Annotated in this window: 19 protein-coding genes; 6 read left to right on the forward strand and 13 right to left on the reverse strand. The window is 63.9% G+C overall.

Features of this window, described 5'->3' with window-relative positions; genetic code table 11:
• Positions 1–3: 3 nt before the first annotated feature.
• Together ACSQ20_RS16290 and ACSQ20_RS16295 are read right to left on the reverse strand one after the other, a co-directional pair.
• Positions 4–3,276, reverse strand: coding sequence for an efflux RND transporter permease subunit (locus ACSQ20_RS16290; RefSeq protein WP_436021710.1), 3,273 nt, complete (start codon positions 3,274–3,276; stop codon positions 4–6).
• 18 nt (positions 3,277–3,294) lie between these two features.
• The gene (locus ACSQ20_RS16295) at positions 3,295–4,527 is read right to left on the reverse strand and encodes an efflux RND transporter periplasmic adaptor subunit (protein ID WP_436021712.1); all 1,233 of its coding nucleotides are present in this window, start codon (positions 4,525–4,527) and stop codon (positions 3,295–3,297) included.
• A 558-nt stretch (positions 4,528–5,085) separates the two neighbouring features.
• On the opposite strand from ACSQ20_RS16295, the gene ACSQ20_RS16300 reads away from it, so the two are divergent.
• On the forward strand, positions 5,086–5,730 hold the full coding sequence (locus ACSQ20_RS16300) for a TetR family transcriptional regulator (protein WP_436021714.1): 645 nt from the start codon (positions 5,086–5,088) through the stop codon (positions 5,728–5,730).
• A 224-nt stretch (positions 5,731–5,954) separates the two neighbouring features.
• Complete coding sequence (locus ACSQ20_RS16305; protein WP_436021716.1) at positions 5,955–6,866, forward strand: lipid A biosynthesis lauroyl acyltransferase; 912 nt, start codon at positions 5,955–5,957, stop codon at positions 6,864–6,866.
• Here the strand turns inward: ACSQ20_RS16305 and ACSQ20_RS16310 are convergent.
• The 3 genes from ACSQ20_RS16310 to ACSQ20_RS16320 form a co-directional block, all read right to left on the reverse strand.
• Entirely contained in the window at positions 6,860–7,753 is an 894-nt protein-coding gene (locus tag ACSQ20_RS16310; protein WP_436021718.1) for a haloalkane dehalogenase, read from the reverse strand. The two genes, ACSQ20_RS16305 and ACSQ20_RS16310, sit on opposite strands and share 7 nt — an antisense overlap.
• A 2-nt stretch (positions 7,754–7,755) precedes the next feature.
• Positions 7,756–8,346, reverse strand: a complete 591-nt coding sequence (locus ACSQ20_RS16315) for a TetR family transcriptional regulator C-terminal domain-containing protein (protein WP_436021720.1) — start codon at positions 8,344–8,346, stop codon at positions 7,756–7,758.
• A 68-nt stretch (positions 8,347–8,414) separates the two neighbouring features.
• On the reverse strand, positions 8,415–9,062 hold the full coding sequence (locus ACSQ20_RS16320; protein WP_436021722.1) for a cysteine hydrolase family protein: 648 nt from the start codon (positions 9,060–9,062) through the stop codon (positions 8,415–8,417).
• A 183-nt stretch (positions 9,063–9,245) separates the two neighbouring features.
• Here ACSQ20_RS16320 and ACSQ20_RS16325 point away from each other — a divergent pair, with 183 nt between their 5' ends.
• Positions 9,246–10,238 carry a GlxA family transcriptional regulator gene (locus ACSQ20_RS16325; RefSeq protein WP_436021724.1) on the forward strand — a complete coding sequence of 331 codons (993 nt, stop codon included), beginning with the start codon at positions 9,246–9,248 and terminating at the stop codon, positions 10,236–10,238.
• Between the two features lie 40 nt (positions 10,239–10,278).
• Here the strand turns inward: ACSQ20_RS16325 and ACSQ20_RS16330 are convergent, their stop codons facing one another.
• From ACSQ20_RS16330 to ACSQ20_RS16355, 6 genes are all read right to left on the reverse strand, one after another.
• A complete protein-coding gene (locus ACSQ20_RS16330; RefSeq protein ID WP_436021726.1) occupies positions 10,279–11,145 on the reverse strand; it encodes a CoxG family protein in 867 nt (288 codons plus the stop codon).
• Positions 11,146–11,184: 39 nt separating this feature from the next.
• Positions 11,185–11,547: a DUF427 domain-containing protein gene (locus ACSQ20_RS16335; RefSeq protein WP_436021728.1), complete on the reverse strand. Its 363-nt coding sequence runs from the start codon at positions 11,545–11,547 to the stop codon at positions 11,185–11,187.
• 117 nt (positions 11,548–11,664) lie between these two features.
• Positions 11,665–12,159, reverse strand: coding sequence for a carboxypeptidase regulatory-like domain-containing protein (locus ACSQ20_RS16340; protein ID WP_436021730.1), 495 nt, complete (start codon positions 12,157–12,159; stop codon positions 11,665–11,667).
• A 102-nt stretch (positions 12,160–12,261) separates the two neighbouring features.
• Complete coding sequence (locus ACSQ20_RS16345; protein WP_436021732.1) at positions 12,262–13,752, reverse strand: DegQ family serine endoprotease; 1,491 nt, start codon at positions 13,750–13,752, stop codon at positions 12,262–12,264.
• A 109-nt stretch (positions 13,753–13,861) separates the two neighbouring features.
• Positions 13,862–15,160: an ATP-binding protein gene (locus ACSQ20_RS16350; protein ID WP_436023170.1), complete on the reverse strand. Its 1,299-nt coding sequence runs from the start codon at positions 15,158–15,160 to the stop codon at positions 13,862–13,864.
• A 24-nt stretch (positions 15,161–15,184) separates the two neighbouring features.
• Entirely contained in the window at positions 15,185–15,847 is a 663-nt protein-coding gene (locus ACSQ20_RS16355; RefSeq protein ID WP_436023172.1) for a response regulator, read from the reverse strand.
• A 167-nt stretch (positions 15,848–16,014) separates the two neighbouring features.
• Here ACSQ20_RS16355 and dacB point away from each other — a divergent pair, with 167 nt between their 5' ends.
• The 3 genes from dacB to ACSQ20_RS16370 all read left to right on the forward strand — a co-directional run bounded on the left by dacB (position 16,015) and on the right by ACSQ20_RS16370 (position 19,818).
• On the forward strand, positions 16,015–17,556 hold the full coding sequence (gene dacB / locus ACSQ20_RS16360) for a D-alanyl-D-alanine carboxypeptidase/D-alanyl-D-alanine endopeptidase (protein ID WP_436023174.1): 1,542 nt from the start codon (positions 16,015–16,017) through the stop codon (positions 17,554–17,556).
• A gap of 239 nt (positions 17,557–17,795) precedes the next feature.
• Positions 17,796–18,713 carry a sterol desaturase family protein gene (locus ACSQ20_RS16365; protein WP_436021734.1) on the forward strand — a complete coding sequence of 306 codons (918 nt, stop codon included), beginning with the start codon at positions 17,796–17,798 and terminating at the stop codon, positions 18,711–18,713.
• A complete protein-coding gene (locus ACSQ20_RS16370) occupies positions 18,685–19,818 on the forward strand; it encodes an SGNH/GDSL hydrolase family protein (protein WP_436021736.1) in 1,134 nt (377 codons plus the stop codon). The genes ACSQ20_RS16365 and ACSQ20_RS16370 overlap by 29 nt, the downstream gene beginning before the upstream one ends.
• Positions 19,819–19,891: 73 nt before the next feature.
• Here the strand turns inward: ACSQ20_RS16370 and ACSQ20_RS16375 are convergent, their stop codons facing one another.
• Positions 19,892–20,944, reverse strand: a complete 1,053-nt coding sequence (locus tag ACSQ20_RS16375) for an L-threonylcarbamoyladenylate synthase (RefSeq protein ID WP_436021738.1) — start codon at positions 20,942–20,944, stop codon at positions 19,892–19,894.
• Positions 20,945–20,979: 35 nt separating this feature from the next.
• Complete coding sequence (locus tag ACSQ20_RS16380) at positions 20,980–22,200, reverse strand: 5-(carboxyamino)imidazole ribonucleotide synthase (protein WP_436021740.1); 1,221 nt, start codon at positions 22,198–22,200, stop codon at positions 20,980–20,982.
• Positions 22,201–22,240: the final 40 nt, after the last annotated feature.

Here is a 22,240-nt window from a genome sequence, read left to right on the forward strand (position 1 = left end):
ATCTCACTGTCCTTCGTTGCCCGAGCCGCCGTTGTTACCGTTGTTACCGTTATTACGCTTACCGTCCTTGCCGGCTTCACCGCCACCCTCGTCGTTGTGCCCGTCGCTGTCGCGCGACTTCGCCGCGTGATGCTCCTGCGCGAGCCGTGCCGCGACCTCCGGGTCCTCAGCGTCACCGGAGAACTTCGCCCTAACGACCACGAAGAACATCGGAATGAAGAAGATCGCGAGGAAGGTCGCCGTCAGCATCCCGCCGATCACGCCAGTGCCGATCGCGTGCTGGCTCGCCGAACCGGCGCCGTTGCTGATTGCCAGCGGCATCACGCCGAGAATGAACGCGAGCGACGTCATCAGAATCGGACGCAGCCGCAATCGCGAGGCCTCCATTGCCGCTTCGACCGGCCCCATGCCTTCGGTGCGCTGCAACTCCCGCGCAAACTCGACGATCAGAATCGCGTTCTTCGCCGACAACCCCACCGTCGTCAGCAAGCCGACCTGAAAGAACACATCGTTCTCCAGCCCCCGCACCGTGGCCGCGACGAGCGCGCCGATTACGCCGAGCGGCACCACCATGATCACCGAGAACGGAATCGACCAGCTTTCATAGAGCGCGGCCAGACAAAGGAACACGACCAGGATCGAAATGCCGTACAGAATCGGCGCTTGCGAACCCGACTGAATTTCCTGCAACGACAGCCCCGTCCACGAGTAGCCGATGCCCACCGGCAGCTTGGCCGCGATCTGCTGCATCGCTGTCATGGCCTGCCCGGTACTCTTGCCCGGCGCCGCTTGGCCCTGGATTTCGACCGACGATACGCCGTTGTAACGCTCGAGCTTGGGCGAGCCGAACATCCAGCGACCTGAAGCGAACGACGTGAACGGCACCATCGTTCCCGCGCTGTTGCGCACGAACCAGTTCGACATGTCCTCCGGCTTCATACGGAACGGCGCATCGGATTGCACATAGACCTTCTTGATCCGGTTGTCCGTGTCGAGGAAGTTATTGACGTACTTCGACGCCCAGGCCACCGAGAAGGTGTTGTCGATGGCCTCGGGCGACACCCCGAGCGCCGCCGCCTTCTCGCGGTCGATATCGACCTTGAACTGCGGCGTGTCGTTCAGGCCGTTCGGGCGCACCAATTGCAACGTCGGGTTTTGCCCCGCCATGCCGAGCAGCTGATTGCGTGCGGCCATCAGCGTGTCATGGCCGAGGCCCGCGTTGTCAGTCAGCTGGAAGTCGAAGCCCGAAGCCGTACCCAGTTCGGGAATCGACGGCGGATTGAACGGGATCACCATCGCGTCCTTGTAGCCCGCGTAGTGCATGAACATCCGCTGGATGATTGCCTGCACTTTCTGATCGGCGCCCTGCCGCACACCGTAATCCTTCAAGCGAACGAACGCGAGGCCCGAGTTCTGTCCGCGCCCGGCAAAACTGAAGCCATTCACCGTAAAGACGGATTCCACGACCGAGCCTTCCTGCTTGAGCAGGTAGTCTGAAATATTGGCAAGCGTCTTGGCGGTCGTCTCTTGCGTCGAGCCGGTCGGCGTTTGCACGATGACGAACAACAGGCCTTGATCCTCGTCGGGCAGGAATGACTTCGGCAGCTTGACGAACAGCAGCCCCACGGCGACGATCACCGCGAGATAGATCACCAGCCAGCGACCCGAGCGGCGCACCACGTGCGTCACGCCGCTGCCGTACTTGTCGCGGCTCGTCTCGAAGGTGCGATTGAACCAGCCGAAGAAGCCCTTTTTCTCCTCATGATGGCCGGCGGGAATCGGCTTGAGGATGGTCGCGCAAAGCGCGGGCGTCAGCACGAGCGCGACGAGAATCGACAAGACCATCGCCGAGACGATCGTCAGCGAGAACTGCCGGTAGATCGCGCCGACCGAGCCGCTCGACATCGCAACAGGCACGAACACGGCCGAAAGCACGAGCGCCACGCCGATCAGCGCGCCCGTGATCTGGTCCATGGCCTTGCGCGTCGCCTCTCGAGGCGACAAACCCTCCTCGGACATCACCCGCTCGACGTTCTCGACGACGACGATCGCATCGTCGACGAGCAGACCAATGGCGAGCACGAGGCCGAACATCGACAGCACGTTGATCGAAAAGCCCACCAGATTCATGATGGCGAACGTGCCGAGCAAGACCACGGGCACGGCGATGGTCGGAATCAACGTCGCGCGCAGGTTCTGCAGGAACAGATACATCACCAGGAACACCAGCACGATGCCCTCGAGCAGCGTCTTGACCACTTCCTCGATCGACAGCCGCACAAACGGCGTCGTGTCGTACGGATACGTCACAGCCAAGCCGTGCGGAAAGTACTTCGAGATCTCCTCAATCTTCGCGCGCACGCTCTTCGCCGTTTGCAGCGCATTGGCGCCCGTCGCAAGCTGGATACCCATCGCCGCCGATGGCTGGCCGTTGTATTTGGTGTCGAAGTTGTAGGTCTCGCCGCCAAGTTCGATGCGCGCCACGTCCCGCACGCGCACTTGCGAGCCGTCCTGGTTGACCTTCAACAGCACGCCGCCGAAATCAGCCGACGTGCGCAACAGCGTTTGCTCCGTCACCGTTGCCTGCAGCATCTGCCCCGGCACCGACGGCGTGCCGCCCAACTGGCCACCCGCGACTTGCACGTTCTGATTCGTGAGCGCGGTGGTGACGTCGCTTGGCGTCAGGCCGTAGTTCGTGAGCCGCGTCGGGTCGAGCCAGATCCGCATTGCGTACTGCGTGCCGAACACCGTCACCGTGCCTACGCCGTCTATTCGGCTGATCGGGTCCTGGATGTTCGAGGCGACGTAGTTGGCAAGGTCGTACTTGCTCATGCTGCCGTCTTGCGACACGAACGCGAGCACGAGCAAGAAGCTGCTGCTCGACTTCGTCACCTTGGTGCCGAGTTGCTGCACGACCGATGGCAACAGCGGCGTCGCGAGCGACAGCTTGTTTTGCACCTGCACCTGCGCGATGTCGGGATTCGTGCCGGCCGCGAAGGTGATCGTGATCGTCGCCGTACCGGAGTCGTCGCTGGTCGACGACATGTACAGCATGTGATCGAGCCCGCTCATCTGCTGCTCGATGACCTGCGTCACGGTGTTCTCGACCGTCTTCGCCGATGCGCCCGGATAGGTCGCGCTGATTTGGATCGACGGCGGCGCGATGGTCGGATACTGCGCCACCGGCAAGCTGAAGATCGACGCGATGCCCGCAAGCATCAGGATGATGGCGATCACCCAAGCGAAAATCGGGCGATCGATAAAAAACTTGGCCATGTGCCGGGCTCCCCTCTGTTACGCGCCCGACGCCGGCTTCGATGCCGGTGTCGATGCCGATGCGGCTTGCGGTGCCGCGGCACCCGAGGCGCCTGACGCCGGCGCGGCCGTCGAGCCGAGTTGCGCGGGCACCGCCTTGACCGTCATACCCGGGCGGACTTTCTCGGTGCCTTGCACGATGACGCGGTCTCCGGGGGTGATACCGCTGTCGACGATCCAATTCGGGCCGCGCATGCCCGAGGTCACGAGCGTATGTGGCACGACCTTGTTATCGGGGCCGACCACGAGCGCGATGGCATCGCCCTTCTGATCGTGCGTGACGCCAATTTGCGGCACGAGCATCGCGCGCTCGTTGACGCCTTCTTCAATGCGCGCCCGCACGAACATGCCGGGCAGCAGCACCCGGTTCGGGTTCGGGAAAATAACGCGTAGCGTCACGGAGCCGGTCGACTGGTCGACGGTGACATCCGCGAATTGCAGCTTGCCCTGTTGCGTATAGGTCTGGCCGTCTTCGAGCGTCAGCGTGACTTTGGCCGCGCCCGCGCCGTTCGTCTTCACGCGCCCTTCCTGAATCTGGCGACGCAGCTTGAGCCCATCCAGGCTCGATTGCGTCAGATCGACGTACATCGGATCGAGTTGCTGAATCGTATTCATCAGCGTGGCCGCGCTCGATTGCACATACGCGCCCGGCGTGACCTGCGAGACACCCGTGCGGCCCGTAATGGGAGCGACGACGTCGGTGTAGCCGAGATTGATCTGCGCCGTCTGAACCGAAGCCTTCGCCGCTGCGACATCGGCCGCGGCCTGCCCTTGCGAGGCGACGGCGTTGTCGTAATCCTGCTTGCTCACGGCGTTTGCTGCGACGAGCACTTTGTAGCGGGTGGCCTGCGCAGAGGTGCTGGCCAAATTCGCCTGCGCCTTCGCGAGCGACGCCTTCGCGCTGTTGAGCGAGGCGATGAAAGGCGCCGGATCGATCTTGTAAAGGCGCTGGCCGACCTTGACCTCGCTGCCTTCGGTGAACTCACGGCGCAGCACGATGCCATCGACGCGCGCACGCACTTGCGCCACCAGGAATGCGCTGGTGCGGCCCGGCAGTTCGGTGACGACCGGCACGGTGCTCGTTTGCACCGTGATGACGCCGACCTCCGGCGTGCGCTGCTGCGGCGCCGGCGGCTTTTTTCCGCACGCGGCCATCATCAGGGCAGCCGTCGCGATAGTGATCAGGCGAAGAGGAACCGGTTCGACACGCATGGAGCGACCTCTGGTCAAAGACTGGGAACATGTAGAGCCGCTGCGCCCCATCCCCACGGGGCGCGCGGCACGACGCACGTCGCGAACGCGCATGTCGCGAACGCGCATGTCGCGAACGCGCATGTCGCGAACGCGCATGTCGCGAACGCGCATGTCGCAAACGCGCATGTCGCAAACGCGCATGTCGCAAAACGCTTGATGCAAACCGGCAGGTGCGGCTGAGACGCGCGGAATCGAACACGCGGCACTGCGTTGGAACGCACCTGATGGACATACGCACGGCTCGAGCGGCACACCCGAAGGCGGCCGGCTCGCGCGAACGGCGGCCAGTCAGGGATATTACCGGGATTCCGCACTGGACCCTTCGCGCGTCGGCATGTATTGTATATACATTCATGGATGTATGTAAAAGCTTTTCATTGCTTGAAATTACCGGGGTCCGCAACGATCGCGCTTGTAACATGCTGTAATTGACTGATCCGACCAATTGGCCGGATTCGATTCTTACGATATCCACCGTCAGAAAAGCCGTTGGGGGTTAGGGGGCGGGCTAGCAACATGGTCAGACGAACGAAAGAAGAGGCGCGGGAGACACGCAATCGGATTCTCGATGCGGCGGAGCAGGTGTTTTACGACAAAGGCGTGTCGCGCACGTCGCTCGCCGATATCGCAGCGCTTGCCGGCGTGACGCGCGGCGCGATTTACTGGCACTTCGCGAACAAGGGCGATCTTTTTACCGCGATGTTCGACCGGGTGCTGTTACCGCTTGATGAACTGGACGCGGCGGATGGGGACCCCGACGACCCGCTCGGCCGGCTCGCCGACAAGCTGAAATGGTGTCTGCACGCGGTGTCGGGTGATGCGCAGCGGCGGCGCGTATTCGACATTCTGTTTCTGAAATGCGAATTCGTCGACGAGATGGGCCCGGTCAAGGCGCGACACCAATCGAGCATGCAAGAAGGCATCGGCAAGCTCGAAAACGATCTGCGTCTGGCTGTGCGAAAGGGTCAGTTGCCGGCCGATCTCGATATGCGGCGCGCGGCGCTTTTTCTACACGCGTTCATCGGGGGCTGCCTTCGCGACGCACTGATGATGCCGCCGTCGGTCGGTTTCGACGCGCAGACCGAGCCGTTCGTCGACGCCTGCCTCGACACTTTGCGCTCCAGTCAGGCGATGCGGGCGCGTGCGGGGGGAGCGGTTTAGCCCAGCGCGGCGCTTCGGTCAGAAACCCTATGCGAGCAGGCCAACCGCGACCCACCAAATTTGGGGGGTCGCAGCATGCGATAATGCGCAGGCTGGCGGCACGCTGAGCAGGGTCGACCTCGATCCCGCGACGCACCGCTTGACCCGGGCGCGACAAAACAACGGCGCTGCTTGTACAACATGCCTCGTTGGCCGTTCGTTATCGGCGGACGGTAACTTCCCCCATGGCGCAGGTCGGCTATTGCGCCCAGAAGGAACTCGTGGAAAAACTCGGTCACGCCCTCGTCATCGCGCTCCTGCGCGCTTTCTCGATCCTTCCTTATCCTCTGGTGGCGCGGCTCGGCAACCTGATCGGCGCCGGGTTATATGCGCTGCCAAGCCGCCGCAAGCACATCGTGCTCGTCAATCTGCGCCTTTGCTTTCCGAACAAGTCCGAAGCCGAGCATCACGCGCTCGCGAAGGATCATTTCCGGCAAGTGGTTCGCAGCTATCTCGAACGAGGCATTCAGTGGTTCGGTAGTGCGCGCGCGATAAAAAACATCGTTCAGATCGACAGCAAAATTGATCTCGACGATAAAAACGCGCCGCCAACCATCTTTATGGGTTTCCACTTCGTCGGCATCGAGGTCGGCTGCATGCTGTATTCGATGCAGTGGCCCGTCGCGGCCCTCTATACGCGGATGTCGAGCGCGCGGCTTTGCGAGCTTGCGCGGCGGCAGCGCGGCCGGTTTGGCGCGCAGATGATCGAACGCGCCACGAGCGCGAGAAAAGTCCTCAGCATCCTTCGGTCCGGCAAACCGGTCATGCTGGCGGCGGACATGGATTACGGCATCGACAACTCGGTTTTCGTGCCATTCTTCGGCGTTCAGGCCTGCACGCTGACATCGGTCTCGCGCCTGGCAAAAATGGGCAATGCACGCGTCGTGCCGTTCGTGACCGAAGTACTGCCCGATTTCAAAGGGTACAAGCTCACCATTTTCGAGCCACTCACCGATTTTCCATCCGCAAGCGATACCGACGATGCGCTCAGAATGAACGCGTTTCTCGAAGCGCAGATCTTGCGGTTTCCGGAACAGTATTATTGGGTGCATCGACGCTTCAAACACCGGCCGCCCGGCGTTGCCGCGGTCTATTGATGGTGCGGACTTGCTCCTAGGCCGATCATCCAGTCCTTGACAGCAGCACCGATGGCGGCCGGATGATCCTCCTGCAGGTAGTGAGCGCCCGCGCCAAGCTCAACGACGCGGCAGTTTTTCAGTTTCTTGGCGAAACGCTCAGCGACGGCTGGGGACACCAATGCGCCCGGATTCGCGGTGAAAAATAGCTTTGGGTACGACGACTGTGCGAGCGCGAGGTGCGCTTGTTCCAGCGTTGCATAGACGTCCGCCGGTTCTCCGGCCACGGGTAGCTCGTTCGGCAAACGCCATGTTGGCCGACGCGATTGCCGCGTGGGAAACGGAGCTCGGTAGACAGCCATTTCCTCGTCCATCAGTTTTCGCAAAGTCGCTCCGGGAAGCACGTGCTCCACGAATGCGTTGCCTTCCAGAATCATCTGCTCGCCAACGCCGGGCGTTCTGAACTTGCGGAAGGTTTCGCGCGCATCCGCATGAAAATCGTCCCAGCTGGGCATCGGCCAGATGAATTCCATAAAAGCCAGCCCGCGGATAAATTCCGGCCGGCGAGCGGCCAAGTGAAATGCCAGCGCAGTGCCCCAATCCTGCGCGATGACGAAGGCCGACGAGATTCCCGCTCTCTCGATAAACGCATCGAGATATCGGACGTGATCGGCGAAGCGGTACTCGATATCCGGCTTGCCCGATTGCCCAAAGCCGATCAGGTCAGGCGCTATGCAATGCGCCACGGGCGCGACGAGCGGAATGATATTGCGCCAGATATACGACGAAGTCGGGTTGCCATGCAGAAAAAGCGCGACCGGTGCGTCGGCGTCTCCCGCTTCGCGATAAGCCATCGTGGAATTCAGGACATCCAGCGACGGCAACGAAACATCAAAAGAGGCTGTCATTGTCATTTTTGCTCCTTGAATAACGTCTGAAAAACGATGCGCTTGAACCGCTCGAGCGCGGCAGGACCACGTTCGACTTTCATTCGAAGAATTGCCCCCTCCCAGGACGCCAGCAGGAATTCCGCGAGTTCGATGGGATCAAGCGCCGGATCGAGTTCACCGGCCGCTTGCGCTTCGGCGATACACGACGCAAACGGCACCCGCCACTCTTGAAAGATCGCCTCGAGCCGCTCGCGCAGGCGGTCGCTTCGAGAAGCGGTTTCGAGACTGAAATCGCCGATCAGACAACCGCGATGCCATTTGTCGTCCGCCAGCACGCCGCTGATGATGTCCAGGTACCGCTTCAAGCGCTGCCGCGGCGTCAGTGACTTATCGTCCAACGCCGTTTTGACGAATGTTTTGGTGTGGGCGAAATAGCGGTCCAGCACTTCCTCGGCAAAAGCCTCCTTCGAGCGGAAGTGGTTGGTGAAGGAGCCATGCGGTGCGCCTGCGGCGGCGCAGATATCGCGCACGCTGGCGCCTTCGTAGCCGGACTTGAGCATCGTCTCCAGGCCGGCCGCAATGATGTTTTCGCGTAATGAGGGTTTGGTCATGGCGTCAATACGTTCGTGCGTATTGACGCCAATATATACGCACGTGCGTATTGAAGTCAAACCCGATTTTAAGCCGTCGTCATTGCGGCCGCCGCCCGTGCCCGTGCCGTCTGATTCGACGCGTAGATGGTCGATCGCTCGAGCGGCGCATTCGCCTCCACAGCGGCGATCCATGCATCGGTGTCGGCGACGGCGGCAAAGCGCGAGTGCAGCACCACGCTGTAGATGCGATGAATGTCCTCTGCGCTCGCATAGCCGGCGCTGTTCTCGTAGGGGACCGCACCCGTCGCGTCGGAGAGAAACTCCGCCTTCAAACCCATATGCAACGCGTGGACGATCGTCGACGCATCGCAGTTGTGTGTCATGTAGCCCACCACGGTCAGCGTGTCGATTTCGTGCGCGGCGAGCCATTGCGCCAGATCGGTCCCGGTGAAGGCGCTAGGCAACGACTTTTCGACGTAATGATCGCGCGGGCGGCCCGCAACGACCGGATGCAGTTCGGCACCATCGGTGCCGCGGGCGAAAAGCGGCGAATCAGGCGGCGCAATGTTCTGCACGACGATCACCGGTACGGATGCCGCACGCGCCGCATCCATCGCGCGGCCAATGTTGGCAAGGGAACGATGCACGTCGGGATATTCGATCGGCAGATCGCCGGTCACATATTCGTTTTGTACGTCGATGACGATCAGTGCACGGCGCGGGACGGTAGACATGATGGGCTCCTGGTATCGAAAAATGAGTGGATCGAATGCGCTCGGGGCGCGGCCGCTGCGTTTTGCGGTGCGTCGGAAAGCGCGTCGACAGGAGCCATTGTTCCCATTTCGACCGTTCAACAATAGTGGCCCATCTGCCATCAATCGATATAATTGGGCCAATCATTTATCGCAGGAGCGACCATGCCCGCCGTCCCCTCCGCCGTAGCGGGAGCCCAATCCAGTCCTGTCGTCGCTGTCGTCGCGTTCGAGGGCATCAGTCCGTTTCATCTCGCCGTGCCATGCATCGTCTTCGGCGAGGATTACACCGCCGCGGGCCTGCCGGCTTTCGATCTGCGCGTGGCTGCCGTCAGCGCCGGCGCGCTCGGTACCAAAGCCGGCTTTACGATTAGCGCGCGCCATCAGCTTACGCAAGCGCTAGCGGCGGCCGATATCATCATCGTGCCGAGCTGGAACCAGGCACTCGAGCCGCCCGAAGCGCTGCTTGACGGGCTGCGCCGTGCGTATGCCCGAGGCACGCAATGCGTCGGTCTGTGCCTCGGTGCGTTTGTGTTGGCCGCCGCAGGGCTGCTCGATGGCCGCACAGCCACAACGCACTGGGCCTGGGCGGGCGAATTTGCCCGCCGGTATCCTGCCGTCAACGTCGATGCATCGGTGCTCTACGTCGAAGACGGCCACGTGCTGACGTCGGCCGGTACCGCCGCCGGCCTCGATTGCTGCCTGCATCTGCTGCGTACGCGTTACGGCGCACATGCCGCGAACTATGTGGCGCGGCGGCTCGTCGTGCCGCCCCATCGGCAAGGCGGGCAGGCGCAATTCGTCGAGCAGCCGTTGAGCGCCGATGCGCGCGACGAACGCTTGGCCTCGCTGCTCGATTGGGTGCGCGCCAACGTGCATCTGCCGCATTCGCTCGATACGCTGGCGGCGCGTGCGCTAATGAGCCGGCGCACGTTCACGCGCCGGTTTCGGCAAGCAACAGGAACGACCGTCGGCGCGTGGCTGCTCGAGACGCGTCTCGCCCGAGCGCAACAGCTGCTCGAGACGACAGATCAGACCGTGGAAGCGATTGCGGAATCGACAGGGTTCGGTTCGGCGGTATCGCTGCGGCAGCACTTCGCCGGTACCTTCAAGACATCTCCGCGCGCGTACCGGCGTGAATTCCGCGGCACGGCTTGATGCACGGCTGCTCAGCAGCATAGAGCCGATAGGTAGCGCGTTATTGCAAGCGGCGCAGCACGTAAAGCAGCGCAGCCACGAGCACTACGATTGCGGCCCACACCCAAAACGGCATCGCCCTCGGCGCACGACGCTCGACCTCCTGCGCGGCTCGATGCCCGAGCAACAGACTGCCCCAGCGGCCCGGCGCCGCCTCGGACGCCTCGTCTGTCGCCGGTGCCGCTCGCCGAGCAAAGCGGGCCAAGCTGATCGGTCGCAGGAACACATGTCGGCGCCGCGTGTGTGCTGCCGTCGCGGCGCGGTTTGGCCGCTTGCCGTGCTTGGTCTCGACCACGGCCGCAAACTCCGCAAAAAAATCTTCGGCCAGCCCGAGCAAGGCGTTTTCGATTTGTCTGGGCGGCAACGCGGCGAGCGGTCCGGTCGACGTCGCCCACACCGCGTATTCGATCCGCGTGGCGGATTCGGTCAGACGAACCGTCTCGGCGGCATCATGCTGGACGATGGTGTGCGCCGTGCCGTTGTCATGGTCATGGTCGTTGTCATTGCCATCGGCGTGACCCTGAGCGGTTCGGCTATCATCATCGAGCACGATCTCGACTTGCCCCCGCAGCGAGCCGATCCCCGGCGCACTCGCCTTGATGTTCAGCACGCGCCGCCACAGTCCTTCATCCTGGCGGTTGCCCGCTGTGTCGCCGCCCGACATCGCCGCGGCCACATGCACGCGCAGATCGTAGCGCGCCCTGAGCGGGCCGACGGGCACGGTGAACGCAATCGCATACTCACCGCTCGACAAACGGGCGAATGACTCACAATTCTCGAGGCTCGCACGCACGAGCGCGGTGTCGGAAAGCGCGTTGGCGACCTCGGTGATGTCGAGCGGAATACGCAGCGCATTGGTCAGTTCCACGGCGGTCTCCTTCGCACGCGCACCTCGCTCGATCCGAAATCAGGAAGTCTGATCGATACGATCAACGCGAGACGGATAAAAGGCGACGCAGTCTTTGATGGCCGCGGCGTTTTCATATGGCATCTCGTAGCTCCACGCCGCGTTTTCCACAATCTCACCGGCCTCGGTGTGCAAATGAAAATGCGATGCGTCGCCCTTGTACGGGCAGTGCGTCACATGCGCGGAACGCTCGAAACGCGTCATATTGACGTCCTCGCGCGGGAAATAAAGCACCTCGGGCAGCCCCGTCTCTTTCAGCGTAAACCCGCGTGAAGTATCGGCCAGTGTGATGCCGCAATGAATGACACGCAAGCGATGCGGATTGGGCTCGATTTCAATCTGATGGAAAACGGCATTCGGCATGGCGATTCCCTTGCGATCTATTAACAATGTTCGGCGCGCGATGCAAAAAAAAACCACGGGCGCGTACCCGTGGCATCCATTATCAAACAAAGCGGACCTGCTTGCGCAGCTCGCGCGCTATTGCGTTTTCCAGTGAAAATCGGCGTGCGCGCCCGGATGGCTCGAAACTGTGACCGTGCGCGTTTGCTCCTGATCCTTGTAGCGCGCATGGACGGTATAACGGCCCGGCGGCAACTTGACGAGCATGTAAGGGCCGCTCGAATCGGCGTCCAGCGTAGCGGTGTCGCCCGCGCCGCCAATGCTCACATGCACGCCCGACAGGTATTCGGCCGTCGGGCCCGTAAAACGCAACGCCAGCGGCCAATGAGACGCGGCGCGCTTCAATGCCGTCGATTCGTCGAGACCCACGCCGCCCGACACATATTCGACCGAACCTTGATGCTGGATTTGCGGCATCCCGCCGCCGTTGGCGTTGCCGGCGCTCGTCATGTCGGTCGTCGTGCCGCCGACGGTCCCGTCGGACGCCTGTGCAAACGCCGCACCGGCGAATCCAATCGCAAGCGCCGCGGCCATGGCCATCGCGCCTGCCCGTTTGCTGCTTGACTCTCTCATGGCTTCGCTCCTTTCGTTACGCGAGGTGTCAGCATACGCCGGTTCCCCGCATGAAGATGTGGCTCAGCAATGCTTGTACCCGAACGCTTACCGTCGCTGCCGTTAGCCGAGATCGACCGGCACGAAGATTTGCGCATCGTTACGCTGAATCAGGAGCGCCACACTGCTTCCCGACTTCGCAATGATCTGCTTGAACTGCTCCGGCGACGACACCGGGCTGCCGTTCACCGCGAGGATCACGTCGCCCGGCTGAATGCCAGCACTGGCAGCCGGCCCCGATGCTTGCTGCACGAGCAGGCCATGCGTGAGCGAGCTGCTATTCTTTTCCTGCGGCGTCAGAGAACGCACCGCCACGCCAAGCCGGCTCGGCTCGGCGGTGGCACCGCCCTTAGCGGCCACGGTGGTGTCCGAAAGCGAGCCGAGCGTCACGGCCAGCTGCTTTTTCGATTTGTCGCGCCAGACGTCGAGCGTCGCCTTGGTACCCGGCTTCATGCTGGCAATCTGTGCGGGCAGATCGGTCGAATCGCCAACCGCCACGCCGTTCACAGCCAGAATCACGTCGCCCGCTTGCAGGCCGGCCTTGGCCGCCGGGCCGCCCGGATCGACCGAGCTCACGAGCGCGCCGGCCGGTTTTTGCAGCCCGAATGAGTTGGCGAGCGTTTGGTTGACGCCTTGCACGGCCACGCCGAGCCGGCCACGGCTCACATGCCCTGTCTTGACGAGCTCGTCTTTCACGCGCATCGCTTCGTCGATCGGAATGGCGAACGACAGCCCTTGGAAGCCGCCCGTTTGCGAATAGATCATCGAGTTGATACCGATCACCTGCCCTTGCAGGTTAAAGAGCGGACCGCCCGAATTGCCCGGGTTCACCGGTACGTCGGTTTGAATGAACGGCGTGTAGTTTTCCTCCGGCAGCGAGCGCCCCTTCGCGCTGATAATGCCCGAGGTCACGGTGTTCTCGAAGCCGTAAGGCGAGCCGATGGCGACTACCCATTGCCCGGCCTTGCTTTGCTGCGGGTCGCCGATTTTCACGACGGGCAAGTTCGACGCGTCGATCTTCAGCACCGCGACATCGGACTGCTTGTCGGTGCCGACCACCTTCGCGCGGTACTCGCGCTTGTCGGTCAGCTTCACCGTCACGACATTGGCGCCATCGACCACGTGTGCATTGGTCAGAATGTAGCCATCGTTGCTGATGATGAAGCCCGAGCCGAGGCTCGCGCTCGGCACATCGGCTTGCTGCTGCGAGGTGCCGTCGCCATCGCCGAAGCCCGGGAACTGGCCGTAAAAACGCTTGAAGAACTGATAGAACGGATCGCTCGGGTCGATCGGCAATTGCTGCGTACGGCGCGCCTGCCGCTTCACGACATGTTTCGCGCTGATGTTCACGACAGCAGGGCCATAGGTTTCGACGAGGCCGGAGAAATCAGGGATGCCCGTCTTGGCAGCCGCCTCGGCAGGCATCATCGCCGCGGCGTGCGCGGCCGTAATGATCTGCGGATCAGCGTGCCGCGTGCCGGCCACGTAACCGCCGGAAACAGCGAGCGCGACCGCGACTGCAATCGCCCCGCGAGACAGGATCTTCGTATTCATGAGATAGGCCTCCTAACTGATGGAACGCAGATTAAGCGGCCTCTCTTAAAGGAATCTTAACGATGTGAGCCGTATTGTTGCGTAAAGCGGGGGGGCCGCCGTCCCACGTTCAAAACCGGACAGTGACAAGCAGGCCACCCAGTGGGGCGTCGCCGAGGTCGATACTCGCATTGCATTGGTTCGCCACGCGCTTGACGATGGCAAGCCCCAGGCCGCTACCCGAAATGTCGGTGCGTGCGCGCGCCGAGGCGTCGCGATAAAAGCGGTCGAATACGCGCGCGCGCTCATCGGCCGGGATGCCGGGGCCGCTATCGGCGATCGCCACGCGCGGCCGGCCGTCGGCATCCACCGCCAGCGTCACGTCGATACGCCCGCCGGGCGGCGTGTACTTGATGGCGTTGTCGAGCAGGTTGCCGAACATCACGCGCAACGCGTCGCCGTCGGCCGTCACGGTTGCGGGCTGCGCCTCCTCGAAACCGAGATCCACGCCGCGCCGTTCGGCCAGCGGCGCATGCGCAGCGACGCATTCGGCCAGCAGCAACTGCAAGTCGACGGGTTCACGAACCGCACCGGCTGACGGCTCCGCGCGCGCGAGCGCGAGCAGTTGCTCGGCAAGACGCGTGGCGCGCGTGACGCCTGCTTGCAAATCGACGAGCGCCTCGCGGCGCGCGTCCGCATCTTGCGCGCGGGCCACGAGCTGCGATTGGATCTGCACCGCGGCAAGCGGCGTGCGCAACTCGTGCGCGGCGTCGGCCACGAACGCGCGTTGCGTGTCGAGCGCCTCGGTGAGCCGCGCGAGCAGCCCGTTCAGCGCACGCACGAGCGGCTGGACTTCGAGCGGCAACCGCGTATCGGGCACCGGATCGAGCGCATCGGGCCGCCGCGCATCGAGCGCGCGCGTCACCCGCGCGAGCGGCGCAAGCCCCCGCCCGACGATCATCCAGACCGCGAAGCCGAGCAGCGGCAGCAGCACGATCAGCGGCCAAAGCGTGCGCAACGCGACGTTGGCAGCCAGCCGGTTGCGCACCGAGATCGGCTGGCCGAGCTGCACGACGTTGTCGCCGACGATCGCACCGTACACGCGCCAATCGCCGCGCTCGGTGCGCTCGGTCGAAAATCCGAGTTCGGCGCGCGGCGCGAGTGGCGCGCGCGGATGCGAGTAATACATCAGCGCGCCGGTGCGGCTCCAAATTTGGATGACGATGCCTTCGTCGGCCTCTTTGTGCGCGCCGAGGATCTGCGAGAACGGCTCGGACGGCAAGGCCGCCGCAATTTCCTGCAGTTGGTAGTCGAACAGTTCGTTCGCCTCGGCCAGCGCCTGCCGATAAATGAGCCAGCCCGCGGCCCCGACACCCGCTACAACGATCGCCAACAACCAGACGAGCAGTTGATGGCGAATGGAACGCATGAAAAAACCGGGCGTGCGAGACACTCAGGCGTCCTTTGCGATCATGTAGCCCAAGCCGCGCACGTTGCGGATGAGTTCGGCGCCCAGCTTCTTGCGCAGCGCATGAACGTAGACTTCGACGGTATTGCTGCCGATCTCCTCGCCCCAGCCGTACATCTTCTCCTCGAGCTGGCTTTTCGAAAGCACGGCGCCAGGGCGGGCCAGTAGCGCTTCGAGCAGCGCGAATTCGCGTGCAGAAAGCGCCACGGGGGCGTCGTCGAGCGTCACCTGATGCGCCGCCGGATCGAGCGTCAGCGGGCCATGGCGGATCACCGATTCGCTACGCCCCGTCTGGCGCCGGATCAGCGCCCGCATCCGCGCGCCGAGTTCGTCGAGATCGAATGGCTTCACCAGGTAATCATCGGCGCCGGCATCGAGCCCCTTCACGCGATCGGCCACGGCGTCGCGCGCCGTGACGATCAGCACCGGCATCGTCAGCCCGCGCGTGCGCATCGCGCGCAGCACGTCCAAGCCGTCCCGCTTCGGCAAGCCGAGATCGAGCAGCACGAGATCGTAGGGCTCGCCCCCCACTGCCGTTAGCGCGGCTTCGCCGTCTTGCACCCAATCGACCGCAAAGCCGTCGCCGCGCAGCGCTTTGCGCACGCCTTCGGCAATCATCCTATCGTCTTCAACCAGCAGTATCCGCATCGCTTCGCGCGTGAAAGCGCGCCGGAAGTCCATCATGAACCGCATTGTAGCGGGCCCGCGGCGCGGCTAGGCTCTACAATGTGCGCGGGCTCGCCGCCCGCGTGGGCGCGATCAGCGATCAGCGTGGCCCCGCTCGACTTCTCTTGCCTCTCGTGTTCCTCGCTTTCATGACGATCGCCTCGCTTATCTCGACGCTTCAACTCGCCTGCCGTTTCCTACCGTCTTCGCCGTGTTCCAGCCGCAGCGTGCGCGCGCGCGCCGCGGTGGCGGCCGGCCTCGCCGCCGCGTTGGCGTTCGCAGCGCCCGCCGACGCCCGCAAGCTCAAGCACCATCCGCGCGTAAACGTTAGTACCGAGTTGCCGCTATCGGTGACGCGCGCGCTCGAGCGCGCCCACGTGCCGCTCGCCTCGGTCAGCGTGGTGATCGAACGCATCGGCAGCACGACACCCGTCGTGGCACTCAATGCGGCCAAGCCGATGCTGCCCGCGTCGACCATGAAGCTCGTCACCACCTACTCGGGCTTGGCGATGCTCGGGCCCGACTATCGCTGGGCCACCCGCGCCTATGCGGATGGCACCATCGACACCGCCGGCGTGCTGCATGGCGACCTCTACATTCAAGGAACGGGAGACCCGAAGCTCGTGCCGGAGGAATTGATCGATCTTGTCGACAAGATCCGCAAGACGGGCATCACCGGCATCGACGGCGCGCTCGTGCTCGACAAGCGCTTCTTCGATCCATCGACGCGGGACCTCCCGCCGTTCGACGACGACGCGAACGCGCCATACAACGTCGGCCCCGACCCTCTGCTGTATGCGTTCAAATCGCTGTCGTTCACGTTGACGCCGGCAAACGACGGCACGGTGGCCGTCGACGTTCTGCCGCCGCTCGCGCAATTGAAAATCGACAACACGCTACGCGCGAAACCGGGCGCCTGCGTCGGCAGCGACGCCGCGACGCCGAGCGTCACGCCGCAAAAAGACGGAACCGTCGATGCGCTTTTCTCGGGCGACTACCCGCTGCGTTGCGGGCCGCGCACGGTGAACCTCGCCGTGCTCGATCACACCGCCTTCTTCGCGGGCGGCTTTCTCGCTCTGTGGCGCCAACAAGGCGGCACCTTCGCGGGCACCGTGCACGAAGGCGCGGTACCGCTCGGTGCGCGGCTCGTCGCCACCCATCATGGCCCGGTGCTCTCGGACATCGTGCGCGACATCAACAAGTTCAGCAACAACGTGATGGCGCGCAACTTGTTTCTGACGATCGGCGCCGTCGCCAACAAGCCGCCAGCCACGCCCGAGAAATCGACAACGGCAATCAGACACTTTCTGGACTCGCGGGGCCTCGCCATGCCGGAGCTCGCGCTCGCGAATGGTTCCGGCCTCTCGCGCGACGAGCACATCAGCGCGCTCTCGCTTGCGGACTTGCTGCAAGCGGCGAACGCGAGCGCCGTCGCGCAAGTGTTTGTCGCATCGCTGCCGGTCGCCGGCGTGGATGGCACGATGCGCAACCGGTTGCGCAACGACCCGGTGCTCGGCAACGCGCACATCAAAACGGGCACCCTGCGCGACGTGCGAGCGATCGCAGGGTACGTCGCCGCGGCAAACGGCGAAAGCTACGTCGTCGTGAGCTTCATCAACGATGACCATGCCGCAGCCGCACGCGCCGCGCATGATGCGCTGCTCGATTGGGTCTATCGCGGGCTGCGCTGAAAGTTTACGGCGACGGCCTTCGCGCCCTCGCGCCCTCGCGCCCTCGAATAGTTCTTCTAGGATAAAGCGCGCGGGCAGAGCGCCTTAGCGTGTACGCTGTCGGGCAGCAATCGAGACAGCGGCCAGGATTCTTCGTAACTCGATTCGCATAAGGGGACAGCAGCGACGGCACTGCGGCTCACGCGGCCGCGCGCTGCAAGACAAGACAAAATCGAGGAAAAGCCAGGAGGAAGACGTCCATGCAATTCGACGCCGAATTGCTCCTGATCGCCATGGCGCCGGTCTTTCTCGCATGCATTGGATGGGAAGCCTGGCACTTCACGCGCACACGGCCGCAGGCGCGCATCTACAGCTGGCGCGACACGCTGTGCAACGCTGCGCTGGCGCTGATGCATCAGGGCGCCGACAAGCTCGCCTGGCTCGCGGTCGTGCCCGTTTATGACTACGTCTACTCGCATTGGCGGCTGATCACTTGGCAGCCGGGATGGCGCGCGTTCGCCGTGCTGTTTCTGGCACAAGACCTGCTCTACTACGTGTTCCATCGCATGAGCCATCGTGTGCGTTGGCTCTGGGCGGCGCACGTCGTGCACCACTCATCGGAGCACTTGAACTTGTCGACCGCCTTTCGCCAAAGCCTGATGTATCCGATTGCTGGCATGTGGGTGTTCTGGATACCGCTTGCGCTGTTCGGCTTTTCGCCGCGGCAGGTCATTGCGATCGTGCTGATCAACCTCGCCTTCCAGTTTTTCGTCCATACGCAGGCAATCGGCCGGCTCGGTTGGATCGAGCATGTTTTCAACACGCCATCGATGCACCGATGCCATCACGCGCGCAACCCGCGCTATCTCGATCGCAACTATGCGGGCGTGCTCGTGATTTGGGATCGGCTATTCGGCAGCTATGTCGAGGAAGACCCGAGCGAGCCGCCCCAGTACGGCATCGTCGAGCCGCTGATTACCCACAATCCGCTCACGGCGACGTTTCACGAATGGGCGTCGATGTTCGCCGATGCGGCGCGCGCCGACGGCCTGCGCAACAAGCTGCGCGCGCTCTTTGCCCCGCCCGAGCGGGCTGCCGCGCGCACACCGAGACAAACGCACATTACGGCTCAGCCGCACATACGAGGAGATGAAGTCGATGGAACACACCACCTATAGCTTGCAAATCGGACGCCTCAAGCGAGCGGCGCGAACGGCTCTAGCCAGCGTCGCGTTCGCGTTGCTCGCCGCATGCGGCGGCGGCGACAGTTCATCGTCGCCGACGCCGAGCGCGCGGGTTCAGGTTGTCTCCTTCGGCGACAGTTTGTCGGATGCCGGAACCTATGCAGGCTACGTGCAGCCGACCTTTGGCGGCGGCCGCTTCACGACGAACCCCGGTCTCGTCTGGACCCAGGACGTTGCGGCGAACTACGGCGACACGCTCACGCCGGCCGTCCATAGCGGCTTTGGGCAAGCCACGGTGAACGTCGGCGGAATGGGTTACGCGCAAGGCGGCGCGCGCGTCACCAATGCGCAGGGCATCAGCTATCCGACGCTGTCGACCGTGCCTGTCGCCACGCAAGTGCAGAATTATTTGACCAGCCATGGCAGTTTCAACGCGGGCCAACTCGTGCTGATTCAAGGCGGCGCGAACGACATCTTCTACAACGCGCAAGTGGCGCAGGCGGCCGGCAACACGCCTGCGGCGCAACTGGCCGCTGCGACCGCAATCGGCACCGCCGCTCAGCAGTTGGGCGGCGTCGTGCAGCAGATCGTCAACGCGGGCGCGACGAAAGTCGTTGTCGTCAACGTGCCCGATATCGGGGGCACGCCGCTCGCGGTTGCGTCCGGTACGCAGGCGGCCTTCACGCAGTTGTCGACGATCTTCAACTCCACACTGGCTGCTACGCTGCAAGCACTCGGCCTGTCGAGCAAGGTGCTCTACATCGACGCGTTCACTTGGCAAGACGGCGTGAGCGCCAACTTCGCGGCCAATGGCTTCACTGTCGGCAATACGGGCACGGCCTGCAATCTGACGCAAATGCAGGCGTCGGGGACGACCTACGCGACGAACAACCCAAGCGTGTTGTTACCAGGGCAGACGGCGGCGCAGTTCGGCGCCTCGCTCGCGTCGTCGCTGTTTTGCTCGCCGCAAACGCTGACGGTGGCCGGGGCAGATCAGTCGTATATGTTCGCCGACAACGTCCATCCGACCACGCATGCGCATCTGCTTTTCGCGCAATACGTCGAACAGCGGATCGCCGCGGCCGGGCTCGTTCAGTGAGTGTTCGTTTCGCGTGCCGCGTCTTACGGCGCGGCGCGCATCACGGCATCACCGCATCACGCCCACCCTTCGCTCAGGGATTCGCTTCGAACGCTGCGGCGGCCCGCCCGAGCCGATCGTTGACGGCCGCCCACGCGGGCGTGTCGGGCAGCCGCTCGACAAGAATGCGCGCGACATCGGCCCGATCGAGCGCCCGCAGCAAGCCATAAAGCTCGCGCGCGTAGACATGCGGGTCTTCCGGCGCCGCGACGAAATGGACATCGTGCGCATCAGCCCAAACGCCGGCACACGAGCGCCGCGCCACGAGCGCCACGCGCGTATTTGCATCCCGGGCCGCCACGAGCAGCGGCTCAAGAACCTCGAACGGCGCAAGCGTCAATGGCGTGCGCGGCGCGTAATGGGCCTTTAGCGTGCCCGACGCGCGCGGGGCAGTCGCATCGCTGCCGTCGGGCAGACGCGGCGCCACACCAAGCACATCGGCAATCTCGAACGGCGTAATACGCCCTGGGCGCAACAGTGCGGCGAAGCCGCGCGATAAATCGATGATCGTCGATTCGATCCCCACCTCGCAGCGCCCGCCGTCGAGCACATAAATGCTGCTGCCGAATTCGTCGCGCACGTGCTGCGCCGAGGTCGGGCTCACATGGCCGAACCGGTTCGCCGACGGCGCCGCAACGCCACCGTGCCCGCCGCGCCGCGCTCCGAATGCGTCGAGCAGCGCCTGCGCCACAGGGTGCGAAGGCGTGCGCAACCCGACCGAATCCTGGCCGCCGCTGACCGCGGGCGGAATGTGCGCGGCGCGCTTGAGGATCAGCGTGAGCGGGCCCGGCCAAAATGCGTCGATGAGCTTTTGCGCATCGGCTGGCAACGCATCGACCCAATATTGCGGGTCGCCATGCGGGCCGAGATGGACGATGACGGGGTGCGTGGCGGGCCGCCCCTTCGCTGCATAAATGCGCGCGACCGCCTCCGGATTTTCGGCATCGCCTCCGAGCCCATACACCGTCTCGGTAGGAAATGCGACGAGCTCTCCCGCGTCGAGCCGCGCCGCGGCCGCTTCGATTTGCGCTGCCGTGACGGCCGGCGCGTCGGAAGAAGTCGGGGGAGGAGTCGCGCGAGGGGGCATTGAAACGTGTCCGTCAGGATGCGTGCCGCCGGCTTTCAGCCGAGCGGGATGTGCAACAGCCGCGCGCAGTCGCGCGCCGCCGTGCGCGCCTCGTCGAGCGTCGCGGCCGTGAAGTTGATATGCCCCATCTTGCGGCCGGGCCGGGCTTCCTCTTTGCCATACAGATGAAGCCGCGCGGTCGGCATCGCGGCCACCTCATGCCAGGGCGGCATGATCGGCGTCGCCGAAGCCGCACCGGGCGCGCCGGTCGGTCCATTGCCCGCGAACCAGACATCGCCGAGCACGTTCAGCATGACGGCAGGCGAATGCTGGCGCGTATCGCCGAGCGGCATACCCGTCATCGCCCGCACCTGCTGCTCGAATTGACTCGCAGCACATGCATCCACGGTGTAATGCCCCGAATTGTGCGGACGCGGCGCCATTTCGTTGGCCACGAGCGAGCCATCTTCGAGCACGAAGAATTCGACGCAGAGCACGCCCACATAGCCGAGCGCGTCTGCGATGCGCAGAGCCGCCTGCTGCGCGCGCTCGACGAGCGCCGCGCCGGCGTCGGGCGCCGGCACCATCGTGAGCGAGAGCACGCCATGCCGATGGATATTCTGCGCAATCGGATACACACCCGTCGCGCCGTTCACGCCGCGCGCGACCAGCGCCGACACCTCGTACTTCAGCGGCAACCGCTTTTCGAGCACGCACGGCACGCCACCGAGCGCGTTATGCGCCTCGCGCAGCGCCTGCACGCTCGCGACCCGCACCTGCCCCTTGCCGTCATAGCCGAGCCGGGCGGTTTTCAGAATACCGGGCAGCACGGCACTGAGCGCCGCATCGGTCAGCGCGGCGAGTGCGTCGGCCGAGTCGATCGCGATATGCGGCGCCACCGGCACGCCGCAGCTTTCAATGAAACGTTTTTCGGCGATGCGGTCTTGCGCAATCGCCACGCAGCGGCCGGCCGGGCTCACAAAGCTCGAGCGCGCGAGGAAATCCAAACTCGCTGCGGGCACATTCTCGAACTCGGTCGACACGGCAGCGCACAAGCGGGCAAGCTCGGTGAGCGCTGTCTGATCGGTGTAAGCGGCGCGCACATGGCGATCGGCGACGCCGCCAGCCGGGCTCGCTTCGTCGGGATCGAGCACGGCCACGCGATAACCCATCGCCTGCGCGGCAAAGCAGAACATGCGGCCGAGTTGGCCGCCGCCGACCATGCCGAGCCAGGCGCCCGGCAGGATCGGGGAAACGGGAGTGTTGTCTGGGGTCATCTTGCTCTCGCCCGATGGGCGTATTGTGCGGCAAACGCTG

This window comes from Trinickia sp. LjRoot230, assembly GCF_964253315.1.
Taxonomy (GTDB): Bacteria; Pseudomonadota; Gammaproteobacteria; order Burkholderiales; family Burkholderiaceae; genus Trinickia.

Excerpts from the sequence above, each read along its gene's own strand:
- ACSQ20_RS16325 (WP_436021724.1), top strand. The coding sequence starts at position 9,246 with ATGCCCGCCGTCCCCTCCGCCGTAGCGGGAGCCCAATCCAGTCCTGTC.
- dacB (WP_436023174.1), top strand. The coding sequence starts at position 16,015 with ATGACGATCGCCTCGCTTATCTCGACGCTTCAACTCGCCTGCCGTTTC.
- ACSQ20_RS16295 (WP_436021712.1), bottom strand. The coding sequence starts at position 4,527 with ATGCGTGTCGAACCGGTTCCTCTTCGCCTGATCACTATCGCGACGGCT.
- ACSQ20_RS16300 (WP_436021714.1), top strand. The coding sequence starts at position 5,086 with ATGGTCAGACGAACGAAAGAAGAGGCGCGGGAGACACGCAATCGGATT.
- ACSQ20_RS16380 (WP_436021740.1), bottom strand. The coding sequence starts at position 22,200 with ATGACCCCAGACAACACTCCCGTTTCCCCGATCCTGCCGGGCGCCTGG.
- ACSQ20_RS16340 (WP_436021730.1), bottom strand. The coding sequence starts at position 12,159 with ATGAGAGAGTCAAGCAGCAAACGGGCAGGCGCGATGGCCATGGCCGCG.
- ACSQ20_RS16290 (WP_436021710.1), bottom strand. The coding sequence starts at position 3,276 with ATGGCCAAGTTTTTTATCGATCGCCCGATTTTCGCTTGGGTGATCGCC.
- ACSQ20_RS16345 (WP_436021732.1), bottom strand. The coding sequence starts at position 13,752 with ATGAATACGAAGATCCTGTCTCGCGGGGCGATTGCAGTCGCGGTCGCG.
- ACSQ20_RS16310 (WP_436021718.1), bottom strand. The coding sequence starts at position 7,753 with ATGACAGCCTCTTTTGATGTTTCGTTGCCGTCGCTGGATGTCCTGAAT.
- ACSQ20_RS16335 (WP_436021728.1), bottom strand. The coding sequence starts at position 11,547 with ATGCCGAATGCCGTTTTCCATCAGATTGAAATCGAGCCCAATCCGCAT.
- ACSQ20_RS16350 (WP_436023170.1), bottom strand. The coding sequence starts at position 15,160 with ATGCGTTCCATTCGCCATCAACTGCTCGTCTGGTTGTTGGCGATCGTT.
- ACSQ20_RS16375 (WP_436021738.1), bottom strand. The coding sequence starts at position 20,944 with ATGCCCCCTCGCGCGACTCCTCCCCCGACTTCTTCCGACGCGCCGGCC.
- ACSQ20_RS16320 (WP_436021722.1), bottom strand. The coding sequence starts at position 9,062 with ATGTCTACCGTCCCGCGCCGTGCACTGATCGTCATCGACGTACAAAAC.
- ACSQ20_RS16355 (WP_436023172.1), bottom strand. The coding sequence starts at position 15,847 with ATGCGGATACTGCTGGTTGAAGACGATAGGATGATTGCCGAAGGCGTG.
- ACSQ20_RS16370 (WP_436021736.1), top strand. The coding sequence starts at position 18,685 with ATGAAGTCGATGGAACACACCACCTATAGCTTGCAAATCGGACGCCTC.
- ACSQ20_RS16315 (WP_436021720.1), bottom strand. The coding sequence starts at position 8,346 with ATGACCAAACCCTCATTACGCGAAAACATCATTGCGGCCGGCCTGGAG.
- ACSQ20_RS16365 (WP_436021734.1), top strand. The coding sequence starts at position 17,796 with ATGCAATTCGACGCCGAATTGCTCCTGATCGCCATGGCGCCGGTCTTT.
- ACSQ20_RS16305 (WP_436021716.1), top strand. The coding sequence starts at position 5,955 with ATGGCGCAGGTCGGCTATTGCGCCCAGAAGGAACTCGTGGAAAAACTC.